18 protein-coding genes are annotated in these 16364 nt (G+C 70.4%); 7 read left to right on the plus strand and 11 right to left on the minus strand.

Going from position 1 to position 16364, the window contains the following annotated elements; all coding sequences use genetic code 11:
- Positions 1–294 precede the first annotated feature (294 nt).
- Complete coding sequence (locus tag HKK74_RS31245; RefSeq protein WP_222722948.1) at positions 295–1062, minus strand: TetR/AcrR family transcriptional regulator; 768 nt, start codon at positions 1060–1062, stop codon at positions 295–297.
- A gap of 114 nt (positions 1063–1176) precedes the next feature.
- Between HKK74_RS31245 and HKK74_RS31250 the strand changes: the two genes are divergently transcribed.
- A complete protein-coding gene (locus tag HKK74_RS31250; RefSeq protein WP_187246989.1) occupies positions 1177–2670 on the plus strand; it encodes an MDR family MFS transporter in 1494 nt (497 codons plus the stop codon).
- Between the two features lie 67 nt (positions 2671–2737).
- On the plus strand, positions 2738–3055 hold the full coding sequence (gene cutA / locus HKK74_RS31255; RefSeq protein ID WP_187246990.1) for a divalent-cation tolerance protein CutA: 318 nt from the start codon (positions 2738–2740) through the stop codon (positions 3053–3055).
- On the opposite strand, the gene HKK74_RS31260 is transcribed toward cutA, so the two are convergent.
- Positions 2994–3686 carry an NsdA family TPR-like regulatory protein gene (locus tag HKK74_RS31260; protein WP_187246991.1) on the minus strand — a complete coding sequence of 231 codons (693 nt, stop codon included), beginning with the start codon at positions 3684–3686 and terminating at the stop codon, positions 2994–2996. The genes cutA and HKK74_RS31260 overlap by 62 nt on opposite strands.
- A 13-nt stretch (positions 3687–3699) precedes the next feature.
- On the minus strand, positions 3700–4284 hold the full coding sequence (locus HKK74_RS31265) for a helix-turn-helix domain-containing protein (RefSeq protein ID WP_187246992.1): 585 nt from the start codon (positions 4282–4284) through the stop codon (positions 3700–3702).
- 176 nt (positions 4285–4460) lie between these two features.
- On the opposite strand from HKK74_RS31265, the gene HKK74_RS31270 reads away from it, so the two are divergent.
- Positions 4461–4859: a hypothetical protein gene (locus HKK74_RS31270; protein WP_187246993.1), complete on the plus strand. Its 399-nt coding sequence runs from the start codon at positions 4461–4463 to the stop codon at positions 4857–4859.
- 195 nt (positions 4860–5054) lie between these two features.
- Here HKK74_RS31270 and ligD read toward each other — a convergent pair whose 3' ends face one another.
- A complete protein-coding gene (gene ligD / locus HKK74_RS31275; protein ID WP_187246994.1) occupies positions 5055–6113 on the minus strand; it encodes a non-homologous end-joining DNA ligase in 1059 nt (352 codons plus the stop codon).
- An 80-nt stretch (positions 6114–6193) separates the two neighbouring features.
- Here ligD and msrB point away from each other — a divergent pair, with 80 nt between their 5' ends.
- The gene (gene msrB, locus HKK74_RS31280) at positions 6194–6595 is read left to right on the plus strand and encodes a peptide-methionine (R)-S-oxide reductase MsrB (RefSeq protein ID WP_187246995.1); all 402 of its coding nucleotides are present in this window, start codon (positions 6194–6196) and stop codon (positions 6593–6595) included.
- A gap of 22 nt (positions 6596–6617) precedes the next feature.
- Here msrB and HKK74_RS31285 read toward each other — a convergent pair whose 3' ends face one another.
- The 3 genes from HKK74_RS31285 to hemG form a co-directional block, all read right to left on the minus strand.
- Entirely contained in the window at positions 6618–7274 is a 657-nt protein-coding gene (locus HKK74_RS31285; RefSeq protein WP_187246996.1) for a hypothetical protein, read from the minus strand.
- A 151-nt stretch (positions 7275–7425) separates the two neighbouring features.
- Positions 7426–8124: a hydrogen peroxide-dependent heme synthase gene (gene hemQ / locus HKK74_RS31290; RefSeq protein ID WP_187246997.1), complete on the minus strand. Its 699-nt coding sequence runs from the start codon at positions 8122–8124 to the stop codon at positions 7426–7428.
- Positions 8006–9532 (minus strand): protoporphyrinogen oxidase, encoded by a 1527-nt coding sequence (gene hemG / locus HKK74_RS31295; RefSeq protein WP_187246998.1) that lies wholly within the window; start codon positions 9530–9532, stop codon positions 8006–8008. The genes hemQ and hemG overlap by 119 nt, the downstream gene beginning before the upstream one ends.
- 152 nt (positions 9533–9684) lie before the next feature.
- Between hemG and HKK74_RS31300 the strand changes: the two genes are divergently transcribed.
- The gene (locus HKK74_RS31300; protein WP_187246999.1) at positions 9685–10611 is read left to right on the plus strand and encodes a DUF4349 domain-containing protein; all 927 of its coding nucleotides are present in this window, start codon (positions 9685–9687) and stop codon (positions 10609–10611) included.
- A 109-nt stretch (positions 10612–10720) separates the two neighbouring features.
- On the opposite strand, the gene efeU is transcribed toward HKK74_RS31300, so the two are convergent.
- The 4 genes from efeU to HKK74_RS31320 all read right to left on the minus strand — a co-directional run bounded on the left by efeU (position 10721) and on the right by HKK74_RS31320 (position 13950).
- A complete protein-coding gene (efeU, locus tag HKK74_RS31305) occupies positions 10721–11596 on the minus strand; it encodes an iron uptake transporter permease EfeU (RefSeq protein ID WP_312881970.1) in 876 nt (291 codons plus the stop codon).
- Between the two features lie 113 nt (positions 11597–11709).
- Positions 11710–12987 carry a ribonuclease D gene (locus HKK74_RS31310; protein ID WP_376771571.1) on the minus strand — a complete coding sequence of 426 codons (1278 nt, stop codon included), beginning with the start codon at positions 12985–12987 and terminating at the stop codon, positions 11710–11712.
- Between the two features lie 18 nt (positions 12988–13005).
- The gene (locus HKK74_RS31315) at positions 13006–13599 is read right to left on the minus strand and encodes a DUF3000 domain-containing protein (protein ID WP_246492162.1); all 594 of its coding nucleotides are present in this window, start codon (positions 13597–13599) and stop codon (positions 13006–13008) included.
- A gap of 147 nt (positions 13600–13746) precedes the next feature.
- Positions 13747–13950: a hypothetical protein gene (locus tag HKK74_RS31320; RefSeq protein ID WP_222722949.1), complete on the minus strand. Its 204-nt coding sequence runs from the start codon at positions 13948–13950 to the stop codon at positions 13747–13749.
- 247 nt (positions 13951–14197) lie between these two features.
- Between HKK74_RS31320 and hemE the strand changes: the two genes are divergently transcribed.
- Both hemE and HKK74_RS31330 read left to right on the plus strand, forming a co-directional pair.
- Entirely contained in the window at positions 14198–15253 is a 1056-nt protein-coding gene (hemE, locus tag HKK74_RS31325) for a uroporphyrinogen decarboxylase (RefSeq protein WP_187247000.1), read from the plus strand.
- 162 nt (positions 15254–15415) lie between these two features.
- On the plus strand, positions 15416–16342 hold the full coding sequence (locus HKK74_RS31330; protein WP_187247001.1) for a hypothetical protein: 927 nt from the start codon (positions 15416–15418) through the stop codon (positions 16340–16342).
- The last annotated feature ends 22 nt before the right edge of the window (positions 16343–16364 follow it).

Genomic DNA, 16364 nt, shown 5'->3' on the forward strand with positions numbered 1-16364 from the left:
TGATCATGCACTTGCGCACGCGCGCAAGTGCATGATCACGCCGGGGGATTTCCGCCGTACATCGGAGGGGAGGGCGTGTCACGCTCTGGATCCGCATGGCGCCAGGTCCGGGGACACGCATGGCGCCAGGTCCCGACGCATGGCGGCGGGTTTCCGGATATGCCTGGCGGCGGGTCTCGTGCCGCTGACGCGACCTCGTGACGATCAAGGATCTGTGTCGCTCCGGGTGCCCGGATGCTTGATCCACTCGTGCGCGGATGCCGGCCGCCTCGTGCAACCACAGGACCCTCAGGTTCAGTCGTCGCCGTCCGGAAGGCCGGCCGGAAGGCCGTGTGATCGAGCGATCCCGTCGAGCAGCCACTCCAGGCCCTGGTCGAAGGTCTCCCCCACCTGGGGCATGCCCGCGTCGAGCAGCGGGGCGAGGCGCGGGAACTCTCCGCTGCGGGCCATCCGCTGAAGGTACGGAAGCGTCGACGAACGAGCGGCCTCCGCGGCCCCTCGATCCGCGCCGCCGCCCGTCATGACCTCGCGGATCACGTGACCGAGCAGGTAGTCGTCCACCGCGGCGCAGATCAGAGCCCCCGCCGGGGGGTCGAGCCGCAGGGGGTCGAGGGCGGCAAGTGACTGTTCGACGTGCCGCAGCCCGTTGGGCCCGACCTGGGGGCGGCGGCCGGCCACCTCGACCATCCACGGGTGGCGCAGCAGGACGGCGCGCGTCCGCTGGGCGATCAAAATGATCGCCGCGCGCCAGTCCCCCGGGAGGCCGTCCTCGATCAGAACCTCGCGGTTGGCCTCGTCGAACATGAGGTCGAGGAGGTCCTCCTTGCTCTCGATGTACGAGTAGAGGCTCATCGTCCGCGCGCCGAGTTCGGCCGCCACCCGGCGGATGGACACCGCGGCGAGTCCCTCGCGGTCGGCGAGGGTGATGGCCGCCGCGACGACGGCCTCCTGAGTCAACGCGCTGCGGCGCCGATCCCCCGTCGGTCTCGCCCACACCGGACCGCGCTCCCGCGCGCCGGACGAGTCCTGATCGGGCCGCTCGGGCCCGGAAGTACGTGGCACCCGTCGAGTCTATCCGTACGCCGTATCGCATTGCCGATACAGCGTACGGACTAGTGTTACGGTGTACGAGAAAGCGCTACGGTGTACGGAATCGTGCGTGAAGGGACCCATACCATGACGAGAACCCATGCCGACGCGCCTCCCACGGAGGATGCCTTCGACCCGGCGCTGCTCCGGCTGGCGGTCGCGGTGCTCATGGGAGCGATCATGACCATCCTCGACAGCACCATCGTGAACGTCGCGATCAACACCCTCGGGCGCGACTTCAACACATCGCTGTCGACGATCCAGTGGGTGCTGACCGGTTACCTGCTGGCACTGTCGATGACCATCCCGCTGACCGGATGGGTGATCGAGCGCTTCGGCGCCAAGAGGATGTGGATCACGTCGCTGGCCCTGTTCATCATCGGTTCCGCTCTGTGCGGCGCGGCCTGGAACACCACCAGCCTGATCGTGTTCCGGGTCCTGCAGGGCGTGGGCGGCGGGCTGCTCATGCCCATCGGGCAGACCATGCTGGCGAGCGCCGCCGGGCCACGGCGCCTGGGCCGGGTGATGAGCCTGATCAGCATTCCGGCGATGCTCGCGCCGGTGCTGGGCCCGGTCTTCGGCGGGCTGATCGTCGACCACCTCTCCTGGCGGTGGATGTTCTACGTCAACGTCCCCTTCTGCGCCGCCGCCCTGCTGCTCGCGCTGCGCTGGATCCCCGCCGACCCGGAGCGGCGTGCCGGCGGCCGCCTCGACGCGATCGGGCTGACCCTGCTCTCCCCCGGCCTGGCCGCCCTGGTGTACGGGCTGTCCGAGGCCGGCAACGGATCCCCGCTGACGGGCGCGAAGGTGCTCGGTACCGTCGGCGCGGGGGTCGTGCTGCTCGGCCTGTTCTGCGCGCACGCCCTCCGCAAGGCCAAGGGTCCGCTGCTCGATCTGCGGATGTTCCGGAACCGGGGCTTCACCACGGCCGTGACCGCGCTCTTCGTCTACTCCGGCGCGATCTTCGGCCTCACCGTGCTGCTCCCGCTGTACGTCCAGATCGCCCAGGGCGAGAGCCCGCTGCGCGCCGGACTGCTGGTCGCCCCGTTCGGCCTCGGCGCGATCGTCACGATGGCGTTCGCCGGCCGCCTGGCCGACCGCCGAGGTTCACGAGGCCTCGGCATCATCGGCATCGCCGTGGCGGCGGCGGCCTGCCTCGCCTACACCCGGATCGACGTCACGACGCCACAGCCGTTCCTCGTGGCCGTGACGTTCGTCGCCGGGCTGGGACACGGGCTCATCGTGGCGCCGCTCATGGCGACCCTCTACCGCACCCTGCCCCGGGCGGCCGTGCCGGCGGCGACCACGACGGCCAACATCCTGGTCCGGGTCGGCAGTTCCCTCGGCACCGCCGTGCTCGCGGTTGTTCTGCAGATCTACATCAGGGCCGAGATCCCGGGTGCGAGCGGCAGCCTCGCCGACGCAGCGGCCGACCGCGGCCCGGGCGCCGTCGACGCCCTCGTCCGGGCGTTCGCCCACAGCTTCTGGTGGACCGCCGGACTCGCCGCGCTCGCGCTCGTCCCCGCCCTGATGCTCCCGCGCCCCGCGCCCGACGCCGAGGAGCGGCCCACAAGCAAGTGAGACGGACCGGCGCTGGTGACGTACTCAACAGGCGAGGTCTTCGTTGCGCTCAATTAGGGTCGACGCCATGACCGACTACCTTCAGGTGTCGACTACGGCGGACAGCCGAGACGTCGCGATGAACCTGCTCAAAACCGCTGTGCAAGCTCGGCTGGCAGCTTCAGGACAGGTCTTCGGTCCGGCCGCTTCGGTGTTCTGGCACGAGGGTCAACTCGGGGAGGGAGAGGAATGGCAGGTCTTCCTGCGAACCACTGCGGATCGGTATCCGGAGTTGGAGAAGCACCTCAAATCCCGGCACCCGTGGGACAACCCCGAGGTCTCCTTCACCGTGATCGACGGGGGAGCGCTTTCCTACCTTGAATGGCTGGCCCGGGCAACAAGGTAGCCGCACGCTCCAGGAGCCCGTTCACCGCGGGAAGCGCCGCGTCACGTCTCATTCTGTGCAGAACCTCGTGGATGCGCCGATGCGGACGGACCGAAGCCACGTCTGCTGACAGAGCGATGGCGCCACTCAGGGTGTCGGCGCCCTGTTCGACCTCTCCGGCGTCGAGGTAAGCCTCTGCGAGCCAGGTCAGGTACAGGGCCTTGTCCCTGGCGTGCGTGTCGTCATAGTTCGCGAGCGCACCTTCAAGCGCCGGAATAGCCCGCAGCGGCCGACCCAATGCGGTCCAACAGCGGCCGGTCATGATGTCGAGTTCGGTTCGATCTACCCAGGTCGCCCAATGAGGATCAGGACGTTCCCCTCCATCCACGAGCGCCTCGGCGCCGCTCGTCAGGGCAGCCTGCACCACATTCTCGTCAGAACGCGAAAGGGCGTGCGCCCAGGCGGCACGTTCGAACAGGAGTGCCCGCACAGCCGAAGGAGTCTCGCGTCCTGCCACTCGACAGGAGGCTTCGGCTTCCTCGGCCCCTGGATTCCCCATGCTGACCTTCTGGTAGGCAAGGAATGCCAAGGCATTCCCCATGAGAGAGGTATCCGAGGCGTCCGTGGCGGCGGAAAGACTGGTCTTGAACAACCGCCGCGCATCGTCATGCCAGCCCGCGTCGAACGCCGCCCAGCCGGCCTGCTGCTTGCTCCGCGATGAGCCCCAGCAGCGCGCGGCCTGTGGGCTCCGTGTAACTGGCCTCGCTTACCAGCTTGCTCGTCGACGCCAGCTCGGCCGCGTAGATCCGATAGGTGTCAGCACCTCCAAGAAAGTCGTCGAGGCGACGCAGCCGGGCTGTGCGTTGGCGTAGCCGCTCCACGACCTCCTTTCCGACTTGCCGTCCGGCGACCTCACAGTTCGGAACGGATGTCAGGGCCAGCCCAGTGGCTAGCGAAGCGCCGAGGAACTCCCTGCGGAGCACGTCTTCCTCCCGTGAGGTGATCGACGGCGAACTGAAAAGTTCGCCCTCGTCCACACCGAACGCTGCGGCATACGCGGTTCGCCAGTCGCGGGGATAGTGGTCGCCATTCTCCCAGCCGCGGATCTGCCGGACCAGCGACTTCAGAGGCGGGTATTCCTGCCCCATCGCCTTGTGGAGCCGGCGGGCCATTTCATGCTTGTTCCAGCCTCGCCGTTCACGCTCAGCGCGTAGGTGTACAGCCCACCACGGAGGAGCTTCCTCGGTCATCGCGCGCCTTCGCCTTGACCGGACAACTTCCCGGTCGCCTGAGTGTCCGCGTCCTTGTCCGCCCATTGTCCGCCTACCACTGCAGAGTGCGCAGGGTTTCACTGGCTGTGACCAAAAGCCACACCCTGGAGGAGTCAGTCACGGTGCACGCACAACGATCTAGTGATCCACCACGGATGTATTCGTGGTCGATCGTCGGTGAAGACGGCGCCGGCGCCTGCGGCGTGACCGACCATTACGAGCTCGCCTTGGACGAGGTCATGGATGCGCTCGCGGGCGCTCTGAGCGGTTCGCGTGGCCTCGTGCACCGAGTCTGCCTGAGTTTCATCCGCACCGCGTACGTGTACGAAGGGTTGATAGCGCGCTGCCGGCTCGACCCGACCGGCGATCCTGTGTGGGACGACATACCCCCACCGTCCACTTGGACCAGCCTCCGGCCGGCCTTCACCGATCCCGGCGAGGCCCTCGGTGACGCGATCCCGCCCGAGGCCATCACAACGGGCCTCGTCGACATCCAGGCCCACAGGCAACGCATCGAGGAGACCACGGCCTCCACCTCCACGGATCGGCGGTGACCCGTGGGGATCTCGTGGATCTGAAGACGTGGACGAGCCGGTGCGCGCCCGGCTAGTCCGCACAAACCCGGGCGGAGCGCACCCGGGAAGGTGCAGGAACGGCCGAGCCCCCGCGGCCGTCCTGCGCACGTGCGGCCCGGCGCCGCCTGGGACCTCCTCGGCGTCGGGCCGTACGACCGACCTCACCGTCCGCCGCTATCCGCTGGTGGGACGCGCTTCCTTGCTGGGCTGCACCCGCTTGGGCTCGCCGGGCATCTTGGGGTAGTTCGGCGGGTACGGCATGTCGCCGAGGCCCCGGTCGGCCTCGTCGCGTTCGACCATCTCGAGCAGCGGCTCGAGCGAGAACGCCCGGTCATCGATCGTGGCGTGCACGTCGCCGAGCGCGGCGAACCGCGCGGGCATGGTCTCGACGGTGAAGTCCTCGGGGTCGACGTCGGGCAGTTCCTCCCACGTCACCGGGGCCGACACCGGGGCGTGCGGCCGGGGCCGGATGCTGTAGGCCGAGGCGATGGTGCGGTCGCGGGCGTTCTGGTTGAAATCGATGAAGATCTCCTCGCCGCGCTCTTCCTTCCACCACTTCGTGGTGACCAGGTCGGGCATCCGGCGTTCGACCTCGCGGGCGAAGGCCAGGGCGGCGGCGCGTACCTCCGTGAAGGTCCACCGGGGCTCGATCCGCACGTAGATGTGGACACCGCGGCTGCCGGAGGTCTTGGGGTAGCCGACATAGCCGAGGTCGTCGAGCAGCTCGCGCACGGCGCTCAGCGCGACCTTCTTCGCGTCGTCGAAGTCGGTGCCCGGTTGCGGGTCGAGGTCGATTCTGAGCTCGTCCGGGTGGTCGACGTCATCGCTCCGGACCGGCCACGGGTGGAAGGTCAGCGTGCCGAGGTTGGCGGCCCAGGCCACCGTGGCCAACTCGACCGGGCAGACCTCGTCGGCGGACCGGCCGCTCGGGAAGTCGATGCGCGCCGTCGTGATCCAGTCGGGCGCGTTCTTGGGCACCCGCTTCTGGTAGAAGGCGTCGCCCTTGTTGTCGACGCGGGTGGACAGCTTGGCCCCCTCGAAGACCCCACCCGGCCAGCGCTCCAGCGTGGTCGGCCGGGACCGCAGCGCCCGCAGGATGCCGTCGCCCACGGCGAGGTAGTACTCCACCACCTGCCGCTTGGTCAGCCCGCGTTCTGGGAAGTAGACCTTGTCCGGGTTCGTGATCTTGACGATTCGCTCGCCGACCTGGATCTCGATGAAGGGCGATGCCATACCGGCACCGTAACCCACCCCACCGACAGCCGCCCGGGCCGCCCACGAGGACACCGCGATCAGCGGGTACGGTCGGGGACATGGAGAAGGTGCGCAAGAGCGAGGCCGAGTGGCGTGCCGAGCTGTCCCCCGAGGAGTACCACGTGCTCCGCGAGGCGGGTACGGAACGGCCGTTCACCGGTGAGTACAACGACACCAAGACGGTCGGGGTCTACCGTTGCCGCGCGTGCGGCACGGAGCTGTTCCGGTCGGAGACCAAGTTCGAGTCGCACTGCGGATGGCCCAGCTTCTATGCGCCGTCCGATTCCGACGCGGTCACGCTGATCGAGGACCGCTCCCTCGGGGTGACGCGCACGGAGGTCCGCTGCGCGACCTGCGACTCCCACCTCGGCCATGTGTTCCACGGCGAGGGTTACGGGACGCCGACCGACGACCGGTTCTGCATCAACAGCGTGTCGCTCACCCTCGAGCCCGCGGAGTAGCCGCGGGACCGGGGACCACGGGTCAGCGGGTCACGCCGACCTCGCAGTCGTCCTTCTCCCCCTGCTTGTTGGCGAGGACGACGTTGCCGTTGCCGCTGGTCTTGGCGTGGACGAAGACGACGGGGGCCCGCTCACCGCGCTTGTCCTTCAGATACTCGGTGGTCCACTCGCACAGCGAGATGGCCGGCTCGGAGTTCTCGTCACCCTCCGACAGGTCGGTGTAGACCCGGAGGAAGTCGCCGCTCTGGACGACCTCCCTGACATGTCCGGTGATCTTCTCGTCCGGGTCCTTCTCCTTCAGGAACGACAGCGCCTGGGGCGCCACATCGGAGCTCGTCTCGGTGCCGGTGCCCACGGGTTCCACCGGACCGTGCGCGGCCGGGGTGACGCCGCCCGCCGCGGCGGGCGGCGTGGCCGGCGGCGCGGACCGGGCCGGGGGTCGCGCGGAGGCCGCCGCGCCCGCGGTGGCGGCCGTCGGCGACTCGGCCGAACCCGCCATGGACATCCCCACGACCGCGGCCACCCCGAGCGCCACCGAGGCGGTGCCGCTCCACGCCACGACGATCTTGCGGCGGTTCCGCTCGGCCATGACGGTGCGCAGCGTCCGGTCGCACGCCCGGCTGAACTCGGACGGGGGCTTGGCATGCCGACCCCGGGCATGCCGTGGCGCGTCAGTCACGATCCCTCCCCTTCGGGTTCCCCGGGTCCCGGGCGAACCACCAACGGGCACACCGCCTCATGTGGGCGCGTCCCGACAGCGCACTCTACTTTGGTCGGCACCGTGACTTACCGGATACCGGCCGAAATGGTCTCTGTGAGTTAGTGCTCCGTTACGGAAGCCCGGCGACGAGCTCGGCGACCGGCTTACGCGCGCCCGTGTAGAAGGGGATCTCCTCACGAACGTGCAGCCGGGCCCTGGAGCCGCGCAGGTGGCGCATCAGGTCCACGATGCGGTGCATCTCGTCGGCCTCGAAGGCGAGCATCCACTCGTAGTCGCTCAGGGCGAAGGAGGCGACCGTGTTGGCCCGGACGTCGGGGTAGTCGCGCGCCATCATGCCGTGCTCGGCCAGCAGCGCCCGCCGCTCCTCGTCCGGCAGCAGATACCACTCGTACGACCGGACGAACGGATAGACGCAGACGTAGGGCCGGGGCTCCTCGTCGGCGAGGAACGCGGGGATGTGGCTCCGGTTGAACTCGGCCGGGCGGTGCAGCGCCATCGCCGACCAGACCGGCTCGGAGGCGCGACCCAGCGCCGTACGGCGGAACCGGCCGTAGATCTCCTGCAGGTCGTCGGAACTCGGCGCGTGCCACCAGAACATGTAGTCGGCGTCGGCGCGGAACCCCGCGACGTCGTACAGGCCCCGGGTCGTCACGTCCTTCTCGGCGGCCTGCCCCAGCAGGTCGCTGACCTCACCGGCGACCGTGTCGCCGACCAGATCCCCCAGAGTCCTCACCCGGAACACCGACCACATCGTGTACCGGATCGTCTGGTTGAGGTCGCGTGCCTTGGGCCTGTCCGTCGCTGCCATGTCTCGATTCTCCACGACTGTTCAGATGTTCGAGCACCCGCCCCGCCGCCGCCCGCGCGGTGGCGACGCAGGCCGGGATGCCCAGCCCGTCATAGGCCGCGCCCGCCACCGCCAGCCCGGGCACCTCCGCGACGGCGGAGCGGATCCGGGCCACCCGGTCGGCGTGACCCACCGTGTACTGCGGCAGGGCGCCGCCCCAGCGGGTGACGCGGCTGTCGATGGGCAGCTCGCCGACCCCGCAGGTCACCGCCAGTTCGGTCATGGCGGCGGCCTTCAGATCCTCGTCCGGGCGCTGGAGCGTGTGTTCCTCACCGTGCCGCCCGATGGAACACCGTACGACCACGAGGTTCGGATCCCGCTCGCGCAGGTGGGGCCACTTGACCGTGCTGAACGTCACGGCCTTGACCGTCCTGCCCTCCACGGCCGGCACCAGGTAGCCGCTGCCGCTCGGGAGCTGCGGGAACGCCGTCGACGCGTAGCCCAGGGTGACGATGGCCATGCTCGCGTACTCGAATCGAGCGAGCTCCCGGGCCGCCATCGGAGCGACATCGGCCAGCAGGCGCGCCGCCGGGGCCGCGGGCACCGCGACCACGACGCCGTCGGCCGTCAGGGCCTCCGGCGCCCGCGTCGGCCCGATCGTCAGCCGCCAGCCGCCGTCGGCCGTGGGGGCGAGCTCACGTACCACCGCCCCGGTCCGGACCGTGCCGCCCTCGGCCTCGACCAGGTCGGCAAGGATGCGCGGAAGCGAACCGAGCCCGCCGGGCAGCGTGGTGAACACCGGGCCCGCGTCCTTCGGGGCGGCGTCCCGTACGGCCCGGGCCGCGGCGATGAGCGACCGGTGCGCGCGAGCGGCGTCCGCGAGGCCCCCCAGCGTCGCGTCGAACGACAGTTCCTCGGTCCGCCCGGCGTAGACGCCGCCGAGCAGCGGTTCGACGATGCGGTCCACGACCTCGGCACCGACCCGGGCACCCACGTAGTCGGCGACCGACACGTCCGCTCCGAGCGGGCTCCTCGGCAGCATCAGGTCGAGCGGCGCGCGGGCGAGCCCCGCGGGCGACAGGATGCCCGAGGCGGCGAGCGCCCGCAGATCGCCCGGCACACCCATGACATGGCCGGCCGGCAGGGGCCGGAGCTCGCCGCGGCTGAGAATCGCCGCCGAGGTCGTCCCCGGATAGACGAGTTCCTCGGACCGGCCGAGGTCGCGGACGAGGTCGAGCCCCTCGGGCCGGCGGGCCAGCATCGCCTCGGCGCCCTCGTCGACCGGCACCCCGGCGATCTCGCTCACCCTCAGCTTGCCGCCGACCTCGGGCGACCCTTCCAGCACGGTCACCCGCGCACCGCCGCGCAAGAGGAACCGCGCGGCCGCCAGGCCCGCGATGCCACCGCCGATCACTACGACATGGGACATAGATTCCACGATCGCAGATAATCGGCGGTGTCCTGACCAGGGCACGACGGGTGAGCCGGAGGACCCCGGCCAGATCGGGCCCTAAATCTCACGGAATTCGCGAATCTCGCCGAACGGCGGAACTATGGCGTGGATCACATCGTCGAATCTCCGTGCATACAGTCAGAGCGGGGTTCGCGCTCGTCCCGGTGGTGGTGGCAGTGCTGCTGACCGGCTGCGCGGGCGGCGGGTCGAACAGCTCTTCCGGGGTGTCCAACGCGGCGGGCTCCGCGGCAGACGCGAAGCGGGAGGGGACCGCGCCGAAGGCGATGGAGCCGGGCGCCCCAGGCTCAGCGCCGCAGCAGATCAAGCTCTCCGCGCCGGCCGCACGTGCCGTCGTCTACACCGCGAGCATGGAAGTGGAGACCTCGGACGTCGAGGCCGCCGTGACCCGGGCCAAGGCACTGGTGACGCAGGCGGGCGGGCACGTCGCGAACGAGAACGCCACCACCGATCCGGTGGGGGCGAGCATCACCTTCAAGATTCCCGCTGAGCGGTACGGCACCGTCCTCGACGGGCTCTCCCACCGGCTCGGGACCCGTCGCGCGCTGCGGCAAGAGGCCGAGGACGTCACCGAGGCGGTCGCCGACGTCGAGAGCAGGGTGCGGTCGGCCGAGGCGGCGCTGAAGTCGTTCCGCAAGCTGCTCGACCGGGCCGGCACGGTCGCCGAGGTCATCAACGTCGAGCGCGAGATCTCACAGCGCCAGGCCGACCTGGAGGCGCTCCAGGCCAAACGGAGGGCGCTCGCCGAGCAGACCGGCTTCGCCACCGTGACCGTGCGCATCGAGCCCACGCCCAAGGCCGCGGCCAGGCCCGGCGGCGGCTTCACCGGCGGGCTGAGATCCGGTTGGGCGGCGTTCGTCGGCGCCCTCTCCGCACTCGCCGTCGCCCTCGGCTGGCTGCTGCCGTTCCTCGGAGCGCTCGCGCTCATCGGTGTCCCGGTCTGGCGGCTGAGCCGTCTTCGGAGGTGGCCGCGCCGGCCGCGCACCGAGACGCGAGACCTCAGCGACCGAGAACCCGCCGGTCAAGACCCCCGGTAGCCACCGGCAGTCGAGACCACCAGTAGTCGATACCACAGGAAGCCGACGTCCCGGCCGTCAGCCGCGCCCCCGCGTGACCGCCCCTGGCCGGGTGCCGAAGGCGGCCGGGTCAGGACTTCGCCGGCGCGCGCTCGCGGTCGGCGCCGACGGCCCGCGCCCTGGCCGGGCGGAGGAACAGGTACATGACTGGAACGACGTAGGCCACCCACATGGTGAGCTGCAGCCAGGTGATCTTCGGAGTGACGTTCAGCACACCTTGGAAGATCGTCTGAGCCCACTGGCCGGCCCTGCCGAACTCGGCGAAGAACGTGGCGGGCTCCAGCACCACCGCGTTCAGGCCGGGCAGCACGCCGGCCTCCTGCAGGTCGTGGAACCCGTAGCCGAAGACGCCCGCCGCGACCACGATCAGCGCTCCCCCGGTCCAGGTGAAGAACGCCTTGAGGTTCAGCTTCAGCCCGCCGCGGTAGAGGAGGTAGCCGAGCACGATCGCGGTGACCAGGCCGAGGACGGCGCCGATGATCGGCTGTGTGGAGTCCTCCGTGGAGTTGCTGATGTTCGTCCACAGGAACAGGGCCGTCTCGAGGCCCTCGCGGCCGACCGCCATGAACGCCACCACGGCCAGCGCGAACGGGCCCACGTCGAGGGCCCCCTCCAGCCTGCCCTCGAGCTCGGCCTTGATGCCACGGGCCGCCTTGCGCATCCAGAAGACCATCCAGGTGACCAGGCCCACGGCAACGATCGACAGGGTCCCGCCGAACAGCTCCTGGGTCTTGAACTGCATGTCCGAGGAGGCTGCGCTCAGCGCGATGCCGAACCCTGCGCTGAGAGCGACCGCCAGACCGATCCCCGCCCAGACCGGAGCGAGCGCGCCCCGGTTGCCCGTCCTGACGAGATAGGCGATGAGAATGCTCACCACCAGAGCGGCTTCCAGCCCCTCGCGCAGACCGATGAGGTAATTGCCGAGCAGCACCGTTGCGCTCCTCACGATCAAGCCGCGATCCATCCGGCGGCGGGGATTCTTACTTAGGAGAAGCTAACCTAAGCCTGGCCCGCCGGTAAACATCGCCCCCGGGTGAGCGGGGCCCAGGGCGTGCGCGCCTACAGGTCGCCCTTGGACTCCAGCCGCTGGAGCGCCTTCGCCAGCGGCACCGAGGCCAGCCCGATCTGCCAGCTCCTGGCCCCGAGGGCGAGTAGCACCGCGCTGAGCGCCTCCGCGCTGATCTCGTCGGGCGGTGACCACGCGAGCCGGCGAACGGCGTCGGGCTGAAGCAGGTTCTCGGTGGGCATGTGGTGCTCGTCGGCCAGGGCGGCGATCACGGCACGGGTCGCGGTGAGCCGCTTGGCCGCCTCGGGGTCGCGCTCCGCCCAGCGGTGGGCGGGCGGCGGGCCGTCGCCGCCCTGCCCCTGCTCGGGGTACTCGCTCTCCGGCAATGCGCGGGCCTTCGACACCGCACGCAGCCATACCGACAGGTGGCGGCGCGCGTTGCGCGTCCGCAGTGCCGGCATCGCCTGCAGATCGGCGAGCGTGTGCGGCACGGTCAGGGCGAGCTCGACGATCGCGGCGTCCGGCAGCACCCGCCCCGGTGACAGGTCACGGTCGCGCGCGATCCGGTCCCGGGCCTCCCATACCGCCCGTACGACCGCGAGGCCGCGCCGGTTGCGCACGCGATGGATCCCGGACGTACGCCGCCACGGCTCGGCGCGCGGCGGCTTGGGCGGGGCGGCCAGGATCGCCTCGAACTCCTCGGCGGCCCACTCCAGCTTGCCGGTGTCGGTGAGCTCGGCGTGCAGCGCCTCGCGAAGCTCCACGAGCAGCTCGACGTCGAGCGCCGCGTAGCGCAGCCATTCCTCCGGCAGCGGCCGGGTGGACCAGTCGGCCGCCGAGTGGCCCTTCTCGAGCGAGTAACCGAGCACGTTCTCGATCATCGAGCCGAGCCCGACCCTGGGATGCCCGAGCAGCCGTCCGGCGAGCTCGGTGTCGAACAGCCTGCGCGGGACCAGTCCGAGCTCGGCGAGGCACGGCAGGTCCTGGTTGGCGGCGTGCAGCACCATCTCGGCGTCGGCGAGGGCGCTGTCGAGTGCCGACAGGTCCGGGCAGCCGATCGGGTCGATGAGCGTGGTGCCCGCGCCCTCCCGGCGCAGCTGGACGAGGTAGGCCCGCTGCCCGTAGCGATAGCCCGAGGCCCGTTCGGCGTCCACCGCCACGGGCCCGGTGCCCGCCGCGAACGCCGCGACGACCTGGTTCAGCGCTTCGGCGGTCTGCACCACCGGGGGGATTCCCTCGCTCGGCTCGAGGAGAGGCGTGACGATCCCGCCGGAGTCCTGCGGAGCGGTCTCCCCCGATTGGGCCGATTGACTGGTTTCCGACACTCCCACGCGCCTACCGTACGCCGCTCAGGTGCCCGAACCGGTCAGCGAGGTGATTCCGGCCGGGGGCAACCCGGCCGCCATGCACATCACCTCGCACCACGCCGCCACGTGACCGGCCAGATCCTCGCCCGCCGGCGACCACGACGCGCGCATCTCCAGCTCGGTCGTGGAGGGATCGTCCTGTTTGTCGCCGAAGCTCTCCGAGACCGCTCGGGTGATGGTGCCGGACACGCCGGCGTAGCCGACGATGTCGAGCGCCTCGGTCAGCCAGCTCCAGGCGACCGAGCCGATGAGCGGATCGGCGGCGATCTCGGGCTCGAGATCGGCCCGGATATAGGCGACGATCCGGAAGCTCCCCACCCAGCCGCTGTGCCCGTCCGGGTCGTACAGCACGATCAGCCGGCCCATGGCGATCTCGGTGTCGTCACGGTAGACCGACGCCGAGAGGGCCGCCGCATAGGGCGCCAGCCGCTGCGGCGCGGGCATGCTCTCGAGTTCGAGCTCGGAACGGATCTCATCGCCCTCGACCGCGAGGCGCAGCGTGTCCAGGGCCCGCTGGAAGGGCGCCGGTACCTCACTTGCCTGGGTCGGGGGCGGCGTCATGCGCGGGGCGCCCATGGGCTGAGCGTAGATCGTTTTGCTTGAAGAACCCGGGACTGCCACGCCGGGCGAGGCGCCGGAAGCCGGATTCGCGGGGAATCCGGGCTGGTCATGGTCACGAAGAGTCTGGGCACTTTGCACGGTCTCGGGGGTGTCGGGGGTCGCTCAGGCGGCCCGGGAGGATACGTCCGGCTGTTCCGCCGATCCGGGCTGCAACGGCTCTAGCAGTGCCGCGATGAGCAGGGCCGCGCCGCAGTCGACGCAGGACAGCTCAGGACAAAGATCACCATGCCCGTCGGCGCAGGGCGGCCGCTCGAACGGGCGCTCGTCGCCGCAGGTGGAGCAGTGACGGATGGTCACGGCCATCATCGGATGCCTCCCTCGGCTCGCGGCTTAAGGGGTGAGAACCGCACGGTTGCACGCCGGAGCGGTGGATTGCGGGACTTCGCTCGGCGTGTCCGAAGTTCATGGCCCCGTGGTCCACCCCCGCGCCCGGCCGCCCGCGGGCGCGCCGCGACGGGCCACACCGCCCACGCCGGACCAGCGGCGGAGCACTCCGGCCACCGTGTTGGCGACTCGGTGCGAATCGCCGGCGGATCCGTGGGACGATCCTAGGGTGCCTGTTGACAATGATGCCGTCTTCCTGCGGGCCTGCCGCCGCGAGCCGGTGCCGCACACCCCGGTGTGGTTCATGCGCCAGGCCGGCCGCTCGTTGCCCGAGTACCTGCGCGTACGGGCCGGCGTGCCGATGCTGGAGGCCTGCACAAGGCCCGACATGATCACCGAGATCACGCTCCAGCCCGTACGGCGCTACGCGGTCGACGCCGCGATCTTCTTCAGCGACATCATGGTGCCGCTCAAGGCGATCGGGGTGGATCTCGACATCAAGCCGGGCGTAGGCCCCGTGATCGCCGACCCGATCCGCGACGCCGCCGGGCTCGCGAGGCTGCGGCCGCTGACGCCCGATGACGTGACCTACGTCACCGAGGCGGTCGCCGGGCTGGTGGGCGAGCTCGGCGACACCCCGCTCATCGGGTTCGCAGGCGGACCGTTCACGCTCGCCTCCTACCTCATCGAGGGCGGGCCGTCGAAGTCCCACGACCTCACCAAGGCGATGATGTACGGCGCGCCCGAGCTCTGGGGCGAACTGCTCGGCCGGCTGGCCGACATCACGACCGAGTTCCTCAAGATCCAGGTGGCCGCCGGCGCGAGCGCCGTCCAGGTGTTCGACTCCTGGGTCGGCGCGGTGAGCGCGGAGGACTACCGGCGTTCGGTGCTCCCGCACACCAGCAAGATCTTCTCGGCGGTCGAGGGCCTCGGCGTGCCGCGGATCCACTTCGGCGTGGGCACTGGTGAGCTGCTCGGGATCATGGGCGAGGCCGGCGCCGACGTGGTCGGGGTCGACTGGCGGGTGCCGCTCGACGCGGCGGTGAGCCGGGTCGAGCCGGGCAAGGCGCTGCAGGGCAACCTCGACCCCGCGGTGCTGTTCGCACCGTGGGAGGTCATCGAGCAGCGGACCCGCGACGTCCTGGCCCGGGGCCGCACGGCGGAGGGCCACGTGTTCAATCTCGGCCACGGCGTGCTGCCCTCCACCGACCCGGACAAGCTCGCCCGCCTCGCCGACTTCGTCCACGAGGCCTCGGCCGCCGACGCGGTGACCCCCCTGCGCTGACCGCTCCCGTGCCGGTTGTCGCGCGCTGGCTATCGTGTGCGCTCGCCGAGTGTCGGAGAACGCACGACCCGAGGGCCTTGGGTGGTGCGTTCTCCGACACCGAACGTCGCTCGGCAGCGATTTCGGGTGTACGCGTGGCCACGGAGTGTCACCGTGGCCCTCATGCCGGCCGCCCGAGATATCCCGCCCGCCCTCACGAAGGGCCCTTTTCGCTGTGAGATCGCTTTCGGCCTGGGCGTCACGCGCCGACAGCTCACCGGAAGCCGGTTCCGGCGGATCTTCCACCGCGTCTACGTGAGCGTCGATCTGCCGGACTCCGTCGAGCTGCGGTGCCGTGCCGCGCTGCTCGCCGTCCCGACCGGCGCGGTGTTCTGCGGGGTCACCGCGGCCCGGCTGTACCGGGTCCCCGTGCCCGACACGGCCGACGACCGCGTTCATCTGGCCCTGCCGGCCGGTACTTCGACGATCCCGCAGGTCCGGGGGATCGTCACGCATCGGTACGGCCTCACGCTCGGCCAAATGCGCAAAGTCCACGACCTTTACGTTGTACGTCCGGAACGTCTGTTTGCAGAGCTCGCCGTCGATCTCGTCCGGCTCGATCTGATCATCGCCGGGGACCACCTGCTGGGAAAGGGCTGGATCGAGCCGGACGATCTGCGCCGCTCGATCGAGGCGAGCACGCCGAGACCCGGTCTGCGACTCGCCCGTGCGGTGCTCCCCCACCTGGAGCCGAAGACCGACTCGCCGATGGAGACCCGGCTTCGGATGATCCTCGTCGACGCCGGGCTGCCAAGGCCGGTGGCCAACGCCGACGTCTTCGACCCCGGCGGCGTGTGGATCGGCCGCCCGGACCTCTCGTACCCTGCGCTGAAGATCGCGTTGGACTACGAGGGCGGCCATCACCGGACCGACGCACGCCAATATCGCAACGACCTCACCCGCGACGACCAGTTCGCCGTCAACGGGTGGATCCATCTCAAGTACGACGCCGCGACGGTCTTCCAGGTGAGGCACCGGATCGTCGCGGACGTGCGCGAGGCCATCGCGCTCCGCCGTCAGCAGGACGGCACTGGATCCCGCGCCCTCTGACACCTCGAACGCCACTCGGTGT

The sequence above is a fragment of the Actinomadura alba genome, assembly GCF_014323705.1.
In the GTDB taxonomy this organism is placed as follows: Bacteria; Actinomycetota; Actinomycetes; order Streptosporangiales; family Streptosporangiaceae; genus Actinomadura_C; species Actinomadura_C alba.